Raw genomic sequence first — 20,338 nt, 5'->3', positions numbered from 1 at the left:
GTTTTGTGGTCAAGGCTTCACTCATTGGCTGAGTTTGTCGCCATAAATTGCCTTGGCAAGGTCATGCACGGCGTTGGGTGTGCGTGGACCGAAACCGAGGAGATATTGCCCGTTCATGCGTATTATCGATTTGGAAGCGCCAGCCGGTGTCGCGGCAATGGCCTTGTTGGCAAGCAGGTCAGCGTTGGCGGCCGCATGATCCCCTCCCCTGTCCATGACGAGAATGACATCCGGTTTTGCGGTAATGATCGCCTCGTCGGTGAGCGGCTTGTAGCCCTCGAAGCCGCTGATCGCATTCTCGGCCCCGGCAAGTTCGATGATCCCGTTGGCAGCCGTCTTGGAGCCGGAACTCATGATCTTGCCGCCCTGCGCGCTGAGGATGAACAGGACGCGTTTGCGCTCCTGAATATCCTTGGTCTCCGCCGCGGCTGATGCGAACTGCTTTTCGAGTTCGCCGGCAAGCGCTTTCGCTTTAGCCTCGGCTCCGAGGGCTTTGCCGACGACCTCGACTTTCGCGACAATGCCCGGGCCCGAATAGCTCTCCGGCACGGTGACCATGGGAACGCTCGCCTTCTTCAGGACATCGATCGTCTCTTTCGGTCCACTGCCTTCGACGGTGATAATTGCCGTCGGATTGATCGAGAGCACACCCTCGGGAGACAGTGCGCGCATATAACCGATGTCGGGAAGCTTGGTCGCTGCATCAGGGAACGTACTCGTCGAGTCCCTGCCGACGAGCCGCGACTCTTCGCCCAGCGCATAGATGATCTCGGTTATCGAATCGCCGATCGACACAATACGGCTCGCATCGGGCAGCGCTCCAGTAACCTCTTCGGCCTGACTTGGCACGCCAAGCGTCGCCAACAGGAAGCCGGCGCAGACAATTGTCCTGAGTGTCATGGTCGCCTCACGCCGCCGCATGCATGAGGTTGGGAAGATTTTCTACGAGGTCGCGCCAGTCGCTGCGTTCGCCCGATCCTTCGGCCCGCTTGCCGAAAAACTGCACGATCAACGCGCCTTTCGCATCGTAAGCCTCCAGGGATGTTACGTGGCCATCTTTAGTCGGCTTACGTACGGCCCATACTTCGGCGATGTGATCGGTTCGCAGATGCATATGGAACGTCTCGTCGAGGATGTTGATCCAGGGTCCCATGGGCTTCACCGCCTGGATCGGTCCGCTGTGAATCTGAATGCAACCGCGATTGCCGATAAAGCACATGATCGGCATTTCGCGCTCGGCCGCCTGGTGCAGCATCGTGGTCACCGTCTGCGCGTCGAGACGCCAAGCGAAATCGTCGCCGATGACTTGCACCGCCTGGTGGCGCGTCATGCTCAACGACCGCAATATGCCGAAGAATTCGTGGACGTCGCGCATTTTCTCCCAGCGATCACGCAGGCTGGCTGCGTCGAGCTCTTCGATTGCCAGTTTCTTTTCCTCGATTTCGGGCAATGAAGTCAGTTCGATCGTCTGCGATTGGTCGTCGAGGCGCAGCTTGGCGACCAGTTCTTCATACGCCTCGAGGCTGGAAGCAGGCCGCAAATGAATCTTGTGTATTGCCTCGCCTGCTGCGTCGAAGAATTGCAGGCTGCGGCGCACGCTGCCATCCTCGTCTTCTTTGGCAACTGCAAAACCATGGGCCCAATGGCCCTGGAAGATTCGCATGTCGATCTGTTCGCCGAGAACCATACTGGCATGTTTGCTGACATGGGCGTTTTCGTAAGTTCCGATCTTCTCGTGAACGGCGCTTTCGTTACGGGTAAGCGCCATTACTTCGCCGAGTGAAGCAATGTCGGTCAGAAACGTCTCGATGCGCGGGCTGATGCGCACGACGCTGATTCCGCAGTAAGCAGCGACGAGATCGGCTTCCGAGACGCCGAGCTGCTGTGCAAGGTCGCGCTCGCGCATTTTAGGATTTTCAGCACGAGCTTGCCGAATGGTTTCGGGAGTAGATTTTACTGGTTCAGCCATGGCGAGCGCCCCTTGGTGTTTTGTTCTCGAATGAAAGTCTGAAGCGGGCAAAAATGCCATTTTTCAAACTTGACTCTGATAGTCACCTTTATTACTCAACACAAAGAAGAGTCAACCAGTCAAGATTTGAAATGACCTTCTAGAAACAATCGTTTGCAAGCGAGCAATGAGCTTTTCTAAGAGCGCCTTTAAGCCAGCCAGCATTCAGACTCTGGAGAGAATGGGTAATTATGGGGCTTATTGCACGGAATACGGCTGCTCTGCTCGGCGGAGCGGCGCTGATGGTAATGATTGGCTCGGCGGTTGCGGGGGCGCAGCAGGTCACTCCAAATGCACAACCGGGGGCGCAACAGCCCGAGGGTGAAGCTGCAAAGAAGGGGCGCGTGACGCTGCTGCAGCGACTGGTGATCGGCGCCGGCGTCGACAAGATCGCGATCGATACGCCGCAGGCTGTTACCGTGGTCGATCAGGAACAGATGGATCAGGACCAGCCGACGACGATCGGCGATACGCTGCGCGACGTGCCCGGTGTCACCGCCATCGGCAGCGACCGCATTTTTGGCGAGGCGTTCAACATCCGCGGTATCGGCGGAGCTGCGGCGGCGGACGAATCGAAGATCATCATCAATGTCGATGGCACGCCCAAATTCTACGAGCAGTACCGCATGGGATCCTTTTTCAGCGATCCCGAGCTTTACAAGCAGGTCGAAGTCCTGCGCGGCCCGGCTTCGTCTACCCTCTACGGTTCCGGAGCCCTCGGCGGCGTCATCAATCTGACGACGAAAGACGCGGCAGATTTTCTTGTAAACGGTCAGAACAATTCCGTGCGCGTAAAGAGCGCCTATGATTCCAATGGTACGGGCATTCTCGGCTCAACCATCTATGCGACCCGCCTGAACGAGAATTTCGAGTTCCTCGGAATGGGCAATTATCGCCAGGGCGACGATTACAAGGACGGCGATGGCGACACGATCCAGGGTTCGAATTTCGAATCCTGGTCGGGTCTGGCGAAAGGCACCTATCGTTTCGGCGATGGTAACGAACAGACCATCCGCCTCTCCTATCAGCGCTGGCAGGGCAGCGGCGACGACCAGGCCTATTCACAGACCGACAATTTTGATTTTGGAACAGTCGATCGCAAGGTGACCGACCAGACGGCCGTCTTCAGCTACGAGAATCCCGCCAGCGACAATCCATGGCTCAATCTCAAGTTCGAACTCTCCTATTCGGACACGGCGAACGAACAGACCAATGCTTCGGGAATAGGGATGCCCGACCAGCTGTTCGACGATTCGGATTATTCGTACCAGACGTTGCAGGCTCGTCTCGAGAATACCTTTGAGTACAAGGCTGACGATTTCGAGAACTACCTGACGATCGGCACGCAAATCAGCCGTCAGGATCGCGACGCCGAATCGCTCGGCGGTATCAAGCCTGGGCCGATTCTGTTCCATCCTGAGGGAACCGAGAACAAGTACGGGTTCTACGCTCAGGACGAATTCGTGTGGCGGGAAAAGCTGACCTTGATCCCCGGCATCCGTTATGACTACCGCGACACATCGCCGGGCGAAGGTATCGCCAGTGCCGAAGACACCTCGGATGATGCAATTTCGCCGAAGCTTGCAGCGCTTTACAAGTTCAACGACAGCTTCTCGGTGTTCGGGTCGGTGGCCCACACGGAACGGTTCCCGACCATTGATGAGTTCTACTCAACGTCGGGTCCTGGACGCGGGACCTATCCTGGCGGTCGCACTGCCAGCCTGGATCTCGAGAAGGAGACGTCGAACAATTACGAAGCCGGCTTTTCTGTCGCCGGTTACGATCTGATGCGGGCCGGCGATACGTTGCAACTGAAGACCACCGGTTTCTACAACCAGATCCGCAACCTCATCAGCACCAATCCGAACAACCGCAGCCGCTTGCCCGTCACCTACTACGTTAACATCGCCGAAGCGAAAATTTATGGCGTTGAAGTCGAAGGGTCCTATGACGCTGAGGTCTTCTTCACTCGCCTCGCCTACAGCAACATAAAGGGCGAGGACGAGCAGACGGGTACTCCGCTGACAACGATCCCCGCGCAGCAACTGACGATGACTGTTGGCGGCCGGATGGTCGATTACGGCGTGGAGTATGGCTGGCGCGGCCAATTCGCCGCCCACACCGATACAGGCTTCACCGGCCAGCCGACACCGGGCTACGGCGTTCACGACATCTTCACAAGCTGGAAGCCCGCGGACGGCAAATATGCCGGTTTCGAAGCCCGCTTCGCTGTCGAGAACATCTTCGATCGGCAATATCGCGAGAATCTGTCCGGCACAGATGCCAAGGGCCGGACCTTCAAACTCACCTTGGCCAAACAATTTGGATGGTAACCATGAAATTTGCAGCAAGTCTTGGCTTTAGCATGACCGCTGTTACAGCCATATCACTTCTTGCCGCAACGGGGCTGGCGTCGGGGGAAGAGTCCACCCCGGCGCCAGCCCTGACTCTCGAATTGAATGCGCTGCAGCCCTCCGAAAAGGGCTGCCGCCTTACCTTCGTCGTCAGCAATAACCTCAAAGCACCGCTCGACAAGGCGGCGTTCGAGATCGCGCTGTTCAACGAAGCGAACGTCGTAGACCGCATCACGGTGCTTGACTTCAAGGACCTCCCCGAAGGCAAAACCAAGGTGCGGCGCTTCGATCTCGGCGACACGGACTGTGCCAAGGTGACGCGTGTCCTCATCAACGATGCTACTGAGTGCTCCGGCGCCGGGATCGACCCGAAAGCCTGCATCCGGCAGTTGAAGCCCATCACCAAATCATCGGTGCAGTTCGGGAGCTGAGTGATGGCCTACGCGCTGGCATTTCGTTCCGAGCCCCAGCCTGTCAGGCTGGCGGAACCGCCAGCGCTGCATCTTGTCTCCGATACCAGTCTGCTCCTCTCCTACGCGCATCCCGAAGAGCATCAGCAACTACCGGGCGCGTCGGCGATGGAACTTTCACCGGATGCCAACGCAGGCGAAAGCCTGTCAAGCACGCTTAGGCCGGCCGCTACAAGCTGGTATCGCAAGCTCCTTCTGTCGTGCGGCTTTCATGCCGCGCTGGCACTCTTCATGGTGGGCTTCATCGCAGACGAAGTCCTGATCGCGGGAAGCCAGCAGACCATGGCGTCTTTGCTTGGCGACGGCGCGGTCGACATGAACAGCTCAGGTGAGCCGGATCAACTTCCTGATGCGACCAACGTCACACTGATATCGATGCAGGCACCAATCCTGATACCGGTGGAAAATGTCGAAGTACCGCCCTCCCCTGCCGCTAGCGACGCCCCAATTGAGACACCGGTACCTGCGGAAGCGATTATGCCTGTTGAACCGGCAGAAAATGTCACGGCTGTCGAGGAGACGCCAGCAATCGTTGCACCCGCTGACGCATTTGAAGTGCTTGCGGTGCAGGTTCCGTCTGAACACGGCAGCGTCACCCCGGTAACGCAGGCGGCGGATGTTAAGACCGCTGCAGTCCAGCCGGTTGAAGAGCCTGCCGAGAGTCTGGCCGAAGCGCCGCGCATCGTCGAGAAGACCGACCCTCCCCCCGTTCAAAAACCCGTGCAGCGAACGGCAAAGATAGAGAGCGAAGCAAAGCCGGCTAAGCCCGCCAAGCCGCTAGCAGCACAGGGGCGTAAGGGCTCGAATGAGCGCACAGCGCGCGTCGGCGTTGCCGACGGCAAGAACGATGGCGACAAAAGTTCTGATGGCAACGCCAAAGGAAAGTCCACCGTTGAGGGAAATGCGGCGGTATCAAACTATCCGGGTACGGTGACGTCGAAGCTTCGGCGCGCTTTGCGCCGCCAGGGGCGATTGCGCGGTGAGTTGATCGTTTCCTTCGTCGTCGCCAATAATGGCAGCGTATCGAGCGTTGCGGTCGGCCGCAGTTCTGGCAATCCCGCCGTCGATCGGGCGGGGATTGAGACAGTCAGGCGTGCTGCGCCCTTCCCTCCGATCCCCGCCGACGCCAAACGCTCGAGCTGGGCGTTTGACGTTCCCCTCGCCTTTGGCGGTTAAGTGGATTACGCGTCCGTTACTTCCATGAATCGCATGTGATTGTTGAAGGGGTCGGTCACCTCGAGTTCAAGCCGAGTGCCCTCGTCATGAAGTCCAGGCTTCATGTAGCGGTAGTTTTTTGCTGAAAGCTCTGCGTGGAACGTTCGTATTCCCTTCATATAGATGACCATGTTGCCACCCGGCGTTGCATCGCCTGCATGTTCGGACAGGTGCAGCCGCAGGGCGCCGCGGGAGATTTGCGTGTAAAGCGGAAAGTTGTCGCCGTAGCGATGTTCCCAATCGACCTTGAAGCCCAGGAACCCCAGATAGAACTCGTGCGCCTTCGCCACGTCGAATATTCTGACGATTGGGACAGCCTGTTCAAAGGCGATGGCACTGTTCTCCGCCACGCCATCGATCCGCGCGGCGAGGATGTTCCAGTTCGCCAGGCCAAACTGCCGGGCCACAATCTCGAGTGCTTCGCTTTGTTTGATGGCCTGTTCGCGTTCGGCGAATGCATCTCTCAGCACTTTCGCCATAGCTTTCGCATTGCGGTAATCACGCATAACGTTTCCTTTCATCCGGCGAAATTCATACCCGTGCCCGCCTTGCAGATAATTCCGCCCGACGTTTGGAAGGTCAGGAAACATTATGCGAAGGCGTTCACCATGCTCCATTTCTGGAGTGCGGACGGCAGGCGCACCTTCAGGCCCTGTGAGCAACTTAGTGAAGGAAATCGCAATTGTCAGGCGGCAAAAATGCATTTCCGGTAATATTTCTACAGGTGAGACCGTGGCTGTCCGTGTGGCTGGCTGGTACCCTGCTTCCAGCGTGGGAAACGAGGACGTTGTCCTATCCCAAGCGCTGTGGTTATAGCGATCTCCCCTTCCCTTACCGTAAGGCTGCGACAGGCTCCTGGCCCCGCTTCGAAGAAATACTGATGGCTGTAGATTGCTAAAGTTGTCCGCGGACAACAGCCGCTCGACCGCCAATTCGCGCCATGGTTAAATGTTTGTGAATTCTTTACGAATCGGGCCATATTGTAACTGCGCAGTTTGAGCTAAAGTTTCGTCAATTGCGCAGTTCGAGGATTACCGATGTTACAGACACCAATCCAAAGCGGCGAGCAGGAGCACCTGCCATCGATGTTGTCCGCGGATTCGCTGGAATTGTCACGCCAGCTCCAGCTTCATCAGCAGAAGATATTCCCGCCAACGTCTCAGAAAAGCATCCGGCAGTTCACGCCGGCTGAGGCCGCCTACTATATTGGCATAGGTGAAGGCTATCTGCGGCAGGTGGCATCGGAAGGACATGGACCGGAACCCCTTGCAAACGGCAGGCGGATGTATACGCCAGCCGATATGGAGCGGATCCGGCGCTCCCTCGACGAAAAGAACGGATCGCAAAAATACGTACCCAACCGGCGGTCTGGAGAAAAGCTGCAGGTCATCGCGGTGATGAACTTCAAGGGTGGATCGGCCAAGACGACGACCTCTGCGCATCTGGCACAGTATCTCGCGCTGCGCGGCCAGCGTGTTCTGGCGGTGGATCTCGATCCGCAGGCTTCGCTGTCGGCGCTCTTCGGCCATCAACCGGAACTCGACGTAGGCGAGGGCGAAACGCTCTACGGTGCGATACGCTACGAGGACCCGCGACCGATCGCAGAGATCGTTCGGGCGACCTATACACAAAACCTCCATATCGTGCCGGGCAATCTGGAACTCATGGAGTTCGAGCACGAAACGCCACGGGCGATCACATCGGGATCGGCGGAGACGATGTTCTTCGCGCGCATAGGCGAGGTGCTCGCCGACATTGAAAGCCTTTACGACGTCGTTATCATCGATTGCCCGCCACAGCTCGGCTTCCTGACGATGTCGGCATTGTGCGCAGCAACGTCGGTTTTGATTACCGTGCATCCGCAAATGCTCGACGTGATGTCCATGTCGCAGTTTCTGGCCATGACCAGCGAGATGATGGCCGTGGTCGAGCGGGCAGGTGGCCGCACAAGCTATGACTGGATGCGCTATCTCGTGACGCGCTACGAGCCCAATGATGGGCCGCAAAACCAGATGACCGGATTCATGCGGGCGATTTTCGGCAATCGAATGCTACACAATCCCATGCTGAAATCGACTGCGATTTCCGATGCGGGCGTGACCAAGCAGACGCTCTACGAGGTCGAGCGGAGCCAGTTTACGCGGGGCACCTACGACCGGGCGATGGAGTCGCTGAACGCGGTCAATTCCGAAATCGAAGGCCTCCTCAACGCTACGTGGGGGAGGAAATAATGGCCCGCAAGAACCTCATCGAGGTTTCCGCCGCCGAGAGTCCCGCACCGGAACCGGCAACGCCAATGACGGCCACGAGACCGCTCGCTGGCTTTGTCGCGCCTACTGTGCGCAGCACGCCCATTGGCGGCATCACGAAGACGCTCGGTAGCATCACGCAGAAGTTCGAGCGTGCGCAGGATATCGAGAAACAGCTGGCCGAAGGGCAGACGATCGTCGAGCTCGATCCTGCCATCGTTGACGGGTCTTTCATCAGCGATCGGCTTGGCATCGATGCGGCGGAACTTGCCGAACTCGTTGAACAGATCAAGAGCCACGGCCAGCAAGTGCCGATCCTCGTGCGTCCGCATCCGCAAGATAAGGGCCGCTATCAGGTCGCCTACGGTCACCGCCGGCTGGCGGCGGTCAGGCAATTGGGCACCAGGGTTCGCGCCGTCATCCGGGAGCTTTCTGATGACCAGCTGGTTGTCAGTCAGGGCCAGGAGAATAATGCGCGAACCAACCTATCCTATATAGAGCGGGCCCTCTTTGCGGTTCGTCTCGAAGAACGGTCGTTCTCGCGCGATACGATCATGGCTGCGCTTGGCGTGGACAAGGCGGCTCTTTCGAAGATGATCTCGGTTGTACGTCAAATTCCGGTCGAACTTATTGAGGCAATCGGCGCGGCACCGGAGGTCGGGAGGCGGCGGTGGATGGAGTTTGCTGAGCTGGCGCCGAAATCAAGGCTCAAGGACTTATTGGCGTTGTTGTCCGCGGACAACTGCAGGGCCATGTCCAGTGACCAGCGCTTTCAAAAGGCCGTCGAGATATTGAGCCGAAGGCCTGACAAGGCGCAAGCAGCCACCGGGGCCAAGGTCTGGGTTCCAAGTGACAAGTCTGTCAGCGTTACGCTGAAAACAACGGCAAAGAGGGCCACGGTTACGCTCGAGGCGAGCAACGGCCCACGCTTTGCCGAATGGATCGCCGACAATCTGGGAGATCTCTATGAGGCTTTCCGGAAGTCAGCCAAGGAAACAACGGGAGACTAAACCGCAAAAGAAAAAGGCCCCCAAACGTTGCCGTCGTGGAAGCCCTTCTCATCTGTAGCAACTTGAGAATCGCATTTCCCCGAATCACTGTCAAGAGTCATTGGCGTCGTTTTGGCGAGTTGAGTTCTTTTGCCTTTTTGAAAAGGTGAAACGAGATGCTTCGAAATCTCATAACGACGCCCTTCGGGCGGCGGGCGATGTCGCTTGGCCAGTTGGAGGCCCAGCGGCAGGCGCAGACGATCGATCAGGACAAGACGGCCGACAAATGGCAGATCTATCGTTGGCTGTGCGAAGGCAAGGACATCATCGGCATCGGCGATCGGGCGCTTGCCGTTCTCAATGCGCTGCTATCTTTCCTGCCGGACAATGAACTTTCCAGCGCTAACGGGCTCGTCGTCTTTCCCTCCAACGCTCAGCTCTCAATGCGCGCGCACGGCATGGCGAGCGCGACCCTGCGCCGGCATCTGGCAGCGCTGGTCGAATGCGGCCTCATCACCCGCAAGGACAGCCCCAACGGCAAGCGCTATTCGCGCAAGGGCAGGGGAGGGGAGATTACCGACGCTTTCGGCTTTTCGCTGGCGCCCCTGCTTGCCCGCGCCGGGGAGATCGAGGCCGCAGCAGAAAGTGTGCGCGCTGAAAAACGGGCGCTGAAGCTCGTGCGCGAGCGTATTACCCTGCATCGCCGCGATATAGCCAAGCTGATCGAGGTTGCCGTTGCCGAAGCCATCCCAGGCGACTGGGCGACGCTGTGGCAGCGTCTGCGCACCCTGGTCGAGGCTATTCCGCGCCAGGCAGTCCTCGCCGCGCTGGAGCCAATCCTCGCCGCATTGGCCGATTTGCATGAGGAAGTCGCTATCCTTCTGGAAAACAACATTAATACCAGAAAAACGAGCGGCAATGAGTCTCAGACTGAGCCGCAGCAACAGAATTCAAATACCGACTCTCAATCTGACTTTGAACCCGGCTCAAGAAAGAGCCAAGGTGCGAAATCCGAGCCCATCCGGCAGAAGGCCGAGGATGTCACCAAGACCTATCCCTTGGGGCTGGTGATGAAGGCCTGTCCGGAAATTGCCGACTATGCGGCGGCCGGCATCGACAACTGGCGCGGCTTCATGGCGACTGCGGCGCAGGTGCGAGGTTACCTTGGCATTTCGCCCTCGGCCTATGCGGAGGCGCTCGACGTCTTTGGCGAAGAAAACACCGCCATCGTCATCGCCCTGATCCTCGAACGGGCCCAGCACATCAATTCCGCCGGCGGCTATCTGCGGGCCTTGACCGAGAAGGCGCGGGCAGGGGAGTTCACTGTCGGCCCCATGCTGATGGCGGCGCTCAAAGCCAATGGGATACGCCCCACATTGGTGGCACGGGAATGAGGATGGAGGTTGCCTTAGTTTATGCCCGAAGGCCGAGTTTCCTTTCCCGGTGGAGCACATGTTTGACCGAGGAAACAGCCGCGCGCACGATCCGCGCCGCGTACTTTAGATGACCGTCGGATGATTAATTCGACAAAAGGCGATTGGTTGACTCAAAATGCATTCGTCCAGCGTAACATCCAAGACACAGAAACGAATGTCTCGTTAGGTTCAATTATCACGAATATATTCCAACAAAACAATTTGTTAACCATAATGCGGCCAGGGTCGAAAGATTGTTGGCCGCTTCGTCACCAGGCCAGCTATGGCGTCAATGGTGAGAACATGCCAGATGCTCGCGCAGCGTGCTTAAGGGTGCTTGGCTAATTCCTGAAATCAAGGGTCATCTCGATTCGGTTGGCGCTGTTCTGGCCCGAATACACCTGGAATGATCCTCCCAGGCTTTCGACGCGATCCCGCAGCCCGTTGAGACCCATGCCTTCGCGCCAGACCGGGGGCTCCCTGTCTTGAAGGTTGTTTCCGCTTTTAACTGAAACGTTGAGCTGCATGCCGTCAAAGGTACATATGACTGATTGTTCGTGACCGCGCGCATGGCGGAAGGCGTTCGTCAGGCCTTCCTGAACGAAGCGATAGACGCAGATTTTGATGGCAAGGGGGAGGGGCTCCGTGATTGGCAGGCAGTCTACGTCCACTTTGGTATTCGTTCGCTGCTCGTGACTTCGCGCAACGCGAAAAATCAAATCGGAAAGTGCCAGCTTCTCGATATCCGGCAACATCAGGCCTTTCGAGATCGAACGTATCTCATCCAGTGCTTCCGAAAGCGCCCCGCCGATTTTCTTGAGCTCAATTTTCCGCGCGGCTCCATTCGGGGCACGGTGTACCTCATCCAGTTTTAGTGCCGCCAGCGTTATCAATTGCGCCGGACCATCATGCAGATCGGCGCCGATGTTGCGAAGCGCCCTTTCATTGAACTCTGCAACGCGGCTTGAGGCTTGTTGCGATCGTTCGCGCAGGCGACGATTGTGCTCCGAAATCTGTTCGATCTTTCTAAGGCGCTGCACGAGGCCGGCTTTCTGCACATCGATCAACCGGCTGCCGCGATAGACGATTCCGAACAGCCCGAGAACGATAAGGAGGGTCGCCGCCACAATGGCCAGCCAAGTGCGTCGTTGCACAAGGGTCAGCTTTTCCTCAAGTTGGCTGGGCACCTCGTGGATCTCGGCAACGGCAATGATATCGCCTGAAAGAAGTTCGCGGATAGGGACGTAAATTTCGAGATAGGATTTGTTGAATTCCCGCACCGTGTGTTCGGCGGCCGACAGGTCCGCATACTGCGCCGATACTTCTCCGGCAAGAGCGTCGACGAGGCCATGCGGTGCCGTAAATCTTCGCCCGATAATCTCCGCCGATCTGGAATAGACGATCAGGCCGTCATCCTTCCAGATCTCGAGGTGAGGAAACCTTTTGCTGAATTCATCGCCGCCCAGCAAAGCGTCCAGCCTTTGGATCTGTTCTGCCGACAGAGATTCAACCGTTGCGAGGTCGTGAACGAGAGGGGTGATCAAGCTTTGGAGAAACAGGGCGGTCGCACTGGCGGTGTCTTCGATAGTAACCTTCGATACGATATTCGAAACAACGGACCCTGCAAGAAACATGGCTCCCAGCATGAACACGCCGCCGGCAAGGGCAAATTGCGTCGACAGGCTTTTCTCGCCAAACCACGTCTTGATTTCTTGCCTCCATTTAGCTTGCAAGCATTCCTCCCGAAGCCAGCCGATCAGACCCTAATATACGGCAGGAACGCGCGACCGCTAGGAGATTAGGACATGTGTTCCATAGGCCGTTGGTCCAATCGACCATCAGCCTTAGGTCTGATTCATTTTCCGACCTTGCGACAATGCGATTTACGACCTGGAACAGTGGAATTGGGCAGACCTTGTTCCGTTACATCCGTGACCCGTTCGAGAGATGCTTCCCACAATGCCCGCTTCGTCTTTGAAGCAGAGGCGAGGACAACAGCATAGTTCCGTGGGAGACTGTCATGGTAACGTTGGTAAAGCACGATCTCGAGTTTATCCTCAAGCAGATCAAGATAGCGGAAGCGCACGCAGCCGGCGGTGACCTGGCCGAACTGGTGGCAGGCTATAATGGCAATGATGGCCTTACCCAGGCGCACCTGCTTCCCTATGGTCTTCGCACCGTTGATGGCAGCTATAATAACCTGATCCCTGGCCGGGAGAATTGGGGTGCAGCCGACCAGAGCTTCCCCGGCATCTTTGACCCGAACTACATGAACGATGCTGACGGCGACAGTCTCGTCTTTGGCCCTGGCATGATCTATGACAACAACGATTATGGCGTTGGCGGCAGCGGCGGTGGTGACGGCCGGCCCGCAAGCGGGACGGGCCCTGGCCAGACCTATGCCCCAGGCAGCGGAACGGTGATCGATGCCGATCCCCGCCTTATCTCCAATCTGATCGTCGATCAGACCCTCAACAATCCAGCCGCGATCAGTGCGGCCCTGATGCATGCAGGGGTGAGAGGCGCCGCACTGACGACGGCACTCACCGAAATCGTCAACGCTCATACCATTCTCAAAGCCATTCCGGCTCCGGGACCAGGCCAGACACCGTCGAATGCCTATACACTTGCCAAGGGCGTGCTCGATGGCTTGTTGCAGGAGCATGGCATCGAGATGGACGGCAAGAGCGTTCTTCTTCCGAATGTGTCTCCCGACGATGGTCTTTCCTCGCCCTATAATGGTTGGATGACCATCTTCGGCCAGTTTTTCGACCATGGTCTCGATCTGGTCGCCAAGGGCGGCAATGGCACAGTCTATGTGCCGCTACAGCCGGACGATCCGCTCTACGTTCCCGGCAGTCACACCAATTTCATGGCATTGACCCGCGTGACCGTTGATGCCGGCCGTGACGGCCTGATCGGTACGGCCGATGACGGACTTGGCCTCGATGGCATTGCCAATACAGCCGACGATGGTCCCGCGCATCCGGTCAACCTCACGACGCCGTGGGTCGATCAGAACCAGACCTATGGCTCAACTGCCTCCAAGCAGGTTTTCATGCGCGAGTATATTGCAGGTCCAGATGGCAAGCCGATTGCCACGGGTTACTTGCTGGAAGGCGCCGCGGGGGGCCTTGCAACCTGGGCGGACATCAAGGCGCAAGCCGCCAACGTTCTCGGTATTCGTCTCACCGACGCTGATGTCGGCAAAATTCCGCTGATAGCGGCGGACGAATACGGCAATTTCATACCTGGACCCAATGGCTATCCGCAACTCGTCGTCGGGCTTGGCCCCGATGGGCAATTGGGAACGGCGGACGATGTGCTGCGCGAGGGTAACCCGGCCGAACCCGTCAGCACCCAAGGCGCCATTCTGACGGGCCATGCGTTCCTCGACGACATCGCTCATGCAGCAGTTCCCATCCTTGACGCGTTGGGAGCCCTGCAGGCCGATACCGACTCCGGCCTAGGATATTTCAATGCAGATGGTACTGCCGGCGGCTTCAACACCCGCGGCGGTCAATTGGCTTACGACAATGAAATGCTTGACGCTCATTATGTGGCAGGCGACGGCAGAGCCAATGAAAACATCGCACTGACCGCCGTCCATCACGTTTTCCATTCCGAGCACAATCGCCTCATCGACCAGACCAAGGAGATCGCGCTTGCGTCTGGTGATCTCGATTTTCTCAACGACTGGCTGCTCGTCGATGTTGCTGCCATGCCGGCAACTCCGGAGGAACTGGCTGCGCTTGTCTGGGATGGCGAGCGCCTGTTTCAGGCGGGACGCTTCACCAACGAAATGGAATATCAGCATCTGGTCTTCGAGGAATTCGGCCGCATGATGCAGCCGGATATCGATGCCTTCGTGTTCGAACCTTCAGCCGATATCAACCCGAGCATCGCGGCCGAATTTGCGCACGTTGTCTACCGGTTCGGCCATTCGATGCTGCGCGAGGATATTGCCCGCATTTCCCTCGATGAGAATGGCGATCCCGTCGTCGACGATCTCGCGCTCTTCGATGGCTTCCTCAATCCGGTTGCCTTTGCCAATGCCGGCGATGCCGATACGGCGGCTGGAGCGATTATCCGCGGCATGACACGGCAGACGGGCAATGAGATCGATGAATTCGTCACCGACGTGCTGCGCAACCAATTGCTCGGCGTACCGCTCGATCTTGCCACGATCAACATCGCCCGCGGACGTGATGTGGGAACCCCGCCACTGAATGCAGCACGCCAGAAATTTTATGACGGAACGGGCGATACGCTGCTCAAGCCCTATCAGAGTTGGGCGGACTTTGCGCTCAATCTCAAGAACCCCGCCTCGATCATCAACTTCATCGCTGCCTATGGCACACATGACAGCATCACCCAGGCCTTGACGGTCGAAGCTAAGCGCTCAGCTGCAACGCTCCTCGTGCTTGGGGGCGCTGGCGCTCCAGCCGACCGGCTCGATTTCCTCAATGCTTCGGGAAGTTACGCGGGCGGGGTCCTGGGCGGCCTCAACAATGTCGACTTCTGGATAGGTGGTCTTGCCGAGAAGAAGATGTCGTTCGGCGGCATGCTCGGCTCGACCTTCAGTTTTGTATTCCAGATGACGATGGAGAACCTGCAGGACGCCGACCGGTTCTATTATCTGTCGCGTACCCAGGGTCTCAATCTTCTCAACGAGCTTGAGAACAACACGTTTGCAGAGATCGTCATGCGCAATACCGATCTCGGCGAGCCGGGATCGACGGCACTCCCTGGAAACGTGTTCTCCGCGTTCCAGATGCCGACGCTCGAAATGGACATCAGCAAGCAGCTAGGCGCCGACCCGGTCCAGGACGATCCCACCCTGCAGGCCTTCTCGCGGCTGGTGGAGCGTCGTGACGCCAATGGCAACCTGATCAACGACACGGTGACCGATGCTAGCTACATCCGCGTCAACAGCAATGAGCATTTTACCATCGGCGGCACCGAAAACGATGACACGATCATTTCCGGCGGCGGTGACGATGCCATCTGGGGACGGGGCGGCAATGACCGGATCGAGGCGGGCTACGGTGTCGACAAGGTTTTTGGCGGTGATGGCGATGACATCATCACCAATGCCGGCACCGACATCGGCGAAGCCGATTTCCTTCATGGCAATGCGGGCAATGACGTCATCCATGGCGGTTCCGGCCTGTCGCTGATCTTCGGCAACGAGGGCAACGACTTCATCATCACCGGTCCAGACGGCAAGGAAGCGTTCGGCGGTACTGGCAACGATTTCATCCTAGGCGGCACCGGCGGCGACTTCCTTCTGGGCAATGAGGGCGATGACTGGCTCGAAGGCGGCCAACGCTTCGATACGCTTGCGGGCGAAAACTCGGAACTGTTTTTCAACTCCGCCATCATTGGTCACGATGTCCTCAACGGCGGCAGCGGCGACACCGACTACGATGGTGAATCCGGCGATGACATCATGTTCCAGAGCGAGGGTATCCAGCGCAGCAACGGGATGGCCGGATTTGACTGGGCCATCCACAAGGGCGATGTCAATGCGGCCAATTCCGATCTCGGCATACCGCTCTTTGCAACCCAGGAAGCCTTCATTCTCCGCGATCGCTTCGATCTGGTCGAGGGCTTGTCCGGCTGGATCCATGACGACACCCTCACGGGTCGCCGGGAAGCGGTGAATACGCGTGCCGAAGCCACTGGTACAGCGGCAATCCCCGGCACTGACGCCGCGCTCGACTCCTATTCCAATGCACTTCTTGAAAAGAACGTGGATCTCATCACAGGCCTTCGGGCTCTCGTGGCCCACATTGCGCGTACATCGCAAACCGGCAACAACGGGGTGGTCGAACAGGTTGTCATGGACACGGCCGACGCCTCCGACATTCTTCTTGGCGGTGGGGGCGACGACATCATCAAAGGTCTCGCCGGCAATGATGTAATCGACGGCGACAAGTGGCTCAATGTACGCATTCTGGTGACGCCGCTGCCGGGCCAGGCCTGGACAGCGTTCAGCGTCGACAGCATGACGGAACTTGCCCCGCGCATGCTTTCTGGAGAAATCAAGCCGGGACAATTGTCGATCGTCCGCGAAATACTGGACGGTAATGTCGCGGGTGATATCGACACGGCAGTTTATACCGACGTTCGCGCCAACTATACGTTCGGGCTGAACACTGATGCGAGCCTCTATATCGACCATAGCGGTTTTGTCGAGCCGCAGCAGGACGATGATGCAGGCGAGAACGAGGCCAATCCAAACCCCGTATCGGATGGTCGCGATACCGTGCGTGGTATCGAGAAGCTGCGCTTCACTGACGGCGTGCTCAACGTGATCGAAGGTACGGCAGCATCGGAAACACTGAATGGTACCGGCGACGACGATCTCATTGTTGGCAAGGGCGGCAACGACATACTCAACGGCCTTGCCGGGAACGATATTCTATTGGGAGGGACGGGCAACGATACGCTGAACGGCGGCAGCGGCGACGACACCTATGTTTTCGGCCTTGGCGATGGCAGTGACACAATCACCGAGGCCAGCGGTACCGACCGCATCTCCATCGCGGCTGGGGCCCTTACGGGCCTGGCCTTCAGCGAACTCACGTCACCCGCCAGCGCCAATGACAATCTCCTGATCCAGTTCAACGGCCAGCAAATTACGGTGGTCGATCATTTCGACCAACCGGGCGAGGCGGTGGAGTTCGTCAACTTCAACGGCGGTACCTATGAGGGTTATGCGCTTGATGGCGATTTCGCCATCAGCACCGACGACAACGGGACCCGCACCGCAGCAGCGGGGGTAAACACGGTGCTTGCCGGAACGTCCGGCGGCGATGACCTGCTGGGTAATGACGGCAACGACCTGCTGTTTGGCAATGCCGGCGATGACGATCTTGATGGCGGTGCCGGGGACGACCTTCTGGTCGGTGGATCAGGCAATGACGAACTTATTGGCGGTCTTGGAGCCGACACGATGGTCGGGGGTACCAACAATGATGTTTACCAGGTCGATGACGCTGGGGATGTCGTCATAGAAGCGTTGAACGAAGGAACAGATACGGTTGAAACCACACTTGCCGCCTACACCCTCGGCGCAAATGTCGATAATCTAACCTTTACCGGCGCAGGCGCCTTTGCCGGCACAGGCAATCAGCTCGCCAATCGTATCGAAGGCGGTGACGGAATCGATACCCTGATCGGCCTCGATGGCAACGATACCTATATCGTTACGGCCGGCGACGTGATCGTAGAAACTGCGACGGGCGGCACGGATACCGTGCAGACCGACCAGAGTTACCAGCTCGGCGCATTTGTCGAAAATCTCACCCTTGGCGGCAATGGCGACATCAACGGCACCGGCAATTCGGAAGCCAATGTCATCAACGGCAATGGCGGCGACAACCAGCTCTTCGGTGCGGGCGGCAACGACACGATCAATGGCGGTGGCGGCAACGATTTCATCGATGGCGGCACGGGAAATGATACGATCAATGCCGGAACCGGCGACAACGTCATTGTCGGCGGCGACGGCAACGATATCATCAACCTGACCACTTCGAACGGCACCGACGATATTATCCGCTATACCGCCAGCAACTTCGGCGCCGATATTATCAATGGCTTCGATGCCAATGCGGCGCAGGGTCAGGATCGTATCGATCTCAGCGCTTTCGGCCTGTCCGCATCCGACATCGGAATGACAAGTGCGTCCCGCATACAGATCGAGGATATCGAAGACGGTGCAGTCGACGATACGCTGATCACGATCCGTGATGCGGGCAGTAACGTCATCGGCTCGATCAGGCTGGAGGAGGTCGACAACAGCACCATCACCGCTGCCGACTTCATCTTTACGACCCCGTCCACGCCCGTGACAGGCAATGATTTCGGCACAACAATCACGGGGACCAACGGTAACAATACGCTCGATGGCAATCTCGGCAATGACATCATCAACGCGCTCGGCGGCGACGACATCATCATCTGGAATGCCAATGCCTCGGGAGCCACCGATGGACGGGATATCGTCAATGGCGGCACCGAAGGGACAGCCGGCGATACATTCGTGATCAACGGCAATGCCTCGGCCGAGACATATCGGATCTATACGCTTGCTGCATGGGATGCCGTTCCTGGAAATAACCTTTCCAGCTTCAATGGGCGCACGCCCGAAATAGTCATAACGCGCAATGGAACCGGCTTTGCCAATGTCATTGCGGAACTGACGGATATCGAGGAAATCCGCATCAACGGAGTTGATCCGGCAGCTTCAGGTACGTCCGGTGGAGACACCATCGAAATCATCGGGGATTTCTCCGCTACGAGCCTCCGTCCCAATACGATCACGATCGAGGGTACGATCGGGGACGACATGGTCGATATCACCTCGCTCGGGTCTGCACATCGCATTGTCTTCCGGTCGAATGGTGGCAATGACACGATCGTGGGTTCCCTCCGTCCGCAGGATGTGATCGCACTCCCGGCTGGAACGACGATCGCGGATTATGAAGTTTCGATCAGCGAAACAGGGCAGACCACGCTTGTCGGCGACGACTACAGCATCACTTTCACAGCGCTCGAGGGCATGCCGCAGTTTGCCGATGAGGGCTATGATCCGGACGGCGATGACGACGACTATCCGCATCTCCCCGGCGATGACGATGACGACGACGATGACAGCGACGGTCACGATGATGATGACGTCGATGCCCCAGGCGAATCGACTGGGCAGCACACGGGTGTCGGTACTGCCGGCGACGATGTTCTCGTCGGAACTGCCAATGACGATACGATCCTCGGCCTTGCCGGCAATGACAGTGCTCTTGGCGGTTCCGGCCGGGACATATTACGCGGCGCGGATGGCGATGATTATCTTAGCGGCGAAGGTGGCCGGGACATGCTGTTCGGCGGCGCGGGGAACGACGATCTCTTTGGCGGCGGCGACGACGATATGCTCTACGGAGACGCGGGCGCCGACCGGATCTTCGGTGGCGATGGTCGCGATATCATTGATGGCGGGGCAGGCGACGATATTGCTCATGGCGGCGCGGGAAACGACCATTTCGTAGCGTCCGCCAATGACGGCAACGATGTCTACTACGGCGATGAATCGTCCGCCTGCTCTGTCGGCAGCGACACATTGGATATGGCGGCGATTACCGCCAACATCAATGTCGATCTCGGCTCAGGTTTCATGGGCCGGGGTAGCGCAACGAGCAGCCTCACCGGCAGCGACACGCTCTGGGGCATCGAGAATGTCATCACCGGTAGCGGCAATGACACGATAGTTGCAAGCGCGGCCGTCAACATCATGGACGGAGGCTCGGGCAATGATACATTCCGCTTCCTTTCCGCCGACGATGCCGACGGCGATACCATCCATGGCTTCCAGCCCGGCGACAAAATCGACCTCAGCGGCATTGATGCCAAGGGTTCCATTGCCGGAAATCAGGCCTTTACGTTGGTGACAGGATCGGGCTTCAACGCCGAGGGTGCGCTGAAGGTTACGCATGAAGTGCGCGGCGACGGCGACTACACCGTGGTTCACGGCAATCAGGATGGTGGAAGCGGCGCGGAGTTCAAGATCAGCATCAAGGGAACACACACGCTGACCGCATCGGACTTCGAACTGTAATTGCTTGATGCCGGGC

At 58.0% G+C, this 20,338-nt stretch carries 11 protein-coding genes; 7 read left to right on the top strand and 4 right to left on the bottom strand.

Annotated elements, in window-relative coordinates:
• Positions 1–21: 21 nt before the first annotated feature.
• Positions 22–900, bottom strand: coding sequence for a heme/hemin ABC transporter substrate-binding protein (locus tag AC1DNI_RS18795; RefSeq protein ID WP_477692953.1), 879 nt, complete (start codon positions 898–900; stop codon positions 22–24).
• 7 nt (positions 901–907) lie between these two features.
• The gene (locus AC1DNI_RS18790; RefSeq protein ID WP_477692952.1) at positions 908–1,969 is read right to left on the bottom strand and encodes a hemin-degrading factor; all 1,062 of its coding nucleotides are present in this window, start codon (positions 1,967–1,969) and stop codon (positions 908–910) included.
• 230 nt (positions 1,970–2,199) lie between these two features.
• Between AC1DNI_RS18790 and AC1DNI_RS18785 the strand changes: the two genes are divergently transcribed.
• Genes AC1DNI_RS18785 through AC1DNI_RS18775 form a run of 3 tightly spaced genes read left to right on the top strand, consistent with a single transcriptional unit; the run spans position 2,200 to position 6,008 of the window.
• On the top strand, positions 2,200–4,341 hold the full coding sequence (locus AC1DNI_RS18785) for a TonB-dependent hemoglobin/transferrin/lactoferrin family receptor (RefSeq protein ID WP_477692951.1): 2,142 nt from the start codon (positions 2,200–2,202) through the stop codon (positions 4,339–4,341).
• A gap of 2 nt (positions 4,342–4,343) precedes the next feature.
• On the top strand, positions 4,344–4,793 hold the full coding sequence (locus AC1DNI_RS18780; protein ID WP_091924289.1) for a hypothetical protein: 450 nt from the start codon (positions 4,344–4,346) through the stop codon (positions 4,791–4,793).
• Between the two features lie 3 nt (positions 4,794–4,796).
• Positions 4,797–6,008 (top strand): energy transducer TonB family protein, encoded by a 1,212-nt coding sequence (locus AC1DNI_RS18775; protein WP_477692950.1) that lies wholly within the window; start codon positions 4,797–4,799, stop codon positions 6,006–6,008.
• Positions 6,009–6,013: 5 nt separating this feature from the next.
• On the opposite strand, the gene AC1DNI_RS18770 is transcribed toward AC1DNI_RS18775, so the two are convergent.
• Entirely contained in the window at positions 6,014–6,553 is a 540-nt protein-coding gene (locus tag AC1DNI_RS18770; protein WP_477693085.1) for a glyoxalase superfamily protein, read from the bottom strand.
• 531 nt (positions 6,554–7,084) lie between these two features.
• Between AC1DNI_RS18770 and repA the strand changes: the two genes are divergently transcribed.
• The 3 genes from repA to repC all read left to right on the top strand — a co-directional run bounded on the left by repA (position 7,085) and on the right by repC (position 10,679).
• On the top strand, positions 7,085–8,278 hold the full coding sequence (repA, locus tag AC1DNI_RS18765) for a plasmid partitioning protein RepA (protein ID WP_477692949.1): 1,194 nt from the start codon (positions 7,085–7,087) through the stop codon (positions 8,276–8,278).
• Positions 8,278–9,306, top strand: coding sequence for a plasmid partitioning protein RepB (repB, locus tag AC1DNI_RS18760; RefSeq protein WP_477692948.1), 1,029 nt, complete (start codon positions 8,278–8,280; stop codon positions 9,304–9,306). Before repA ends, repB begins: the two co-directional genes overlap by 1 nt.
• Before the next feature lie 155 nt (positions 9,307–9,461).
• Positions 9,462–10,679 (top strand): plasmid replication protein RepC, encoded by a 1,218-nt coding sequence (gene repC / locus AC1DNI_RS18755; protein WP_477692947.1) that lies wholly within the window; start codon positions 9,462–9,464, stop codon positions 10,677–10,679.
• A gap of 362 nt (positions 10,680–11,041) precedes the next feature.
• Here repC and AC1DNI_RS18750 read toward each other — a convergent pair whose 3' ends face one another.
• Complete coding sequence (locus AC1DNI_RS18750) at positions 11,042–12,433, bottom strand: sensor histidine kinase (protein ID WP_477692946.1); 1,392 nt, start codon at positions 12,431–12,433, stop codon at positions 11,042–11,044.
• A 287-nt stretch (positions 12,434–12,720) separates the two neighbouring features.
• Here AC1DNI_RS18750 and AC1DNI_RS18745 point away from each other — a divergent pair, with 287 nt between their 5' ends.
• Positions 12,721–20,322 carry a peroxidase family protein gene (locus AC1DNI_RS18745; RefSeq protein ID WP_477692945.1) on the top strand — a complete coding sequence of 2,534 codons (7,602 nt, stop codon included), beginning with the start codon at positions 12,721–12,723 and terminating at the stop codon, positions 20,320–20,322.
• Positions 20,323–20,338 lie beyond the last annotated feature (16 nt).

The organism is Phyllobacterium sp. 01N428 (assembly GCF_056399405.1).
This window is presented reverse-complemented; position numbering and strand designations above follow the sequence as displayed.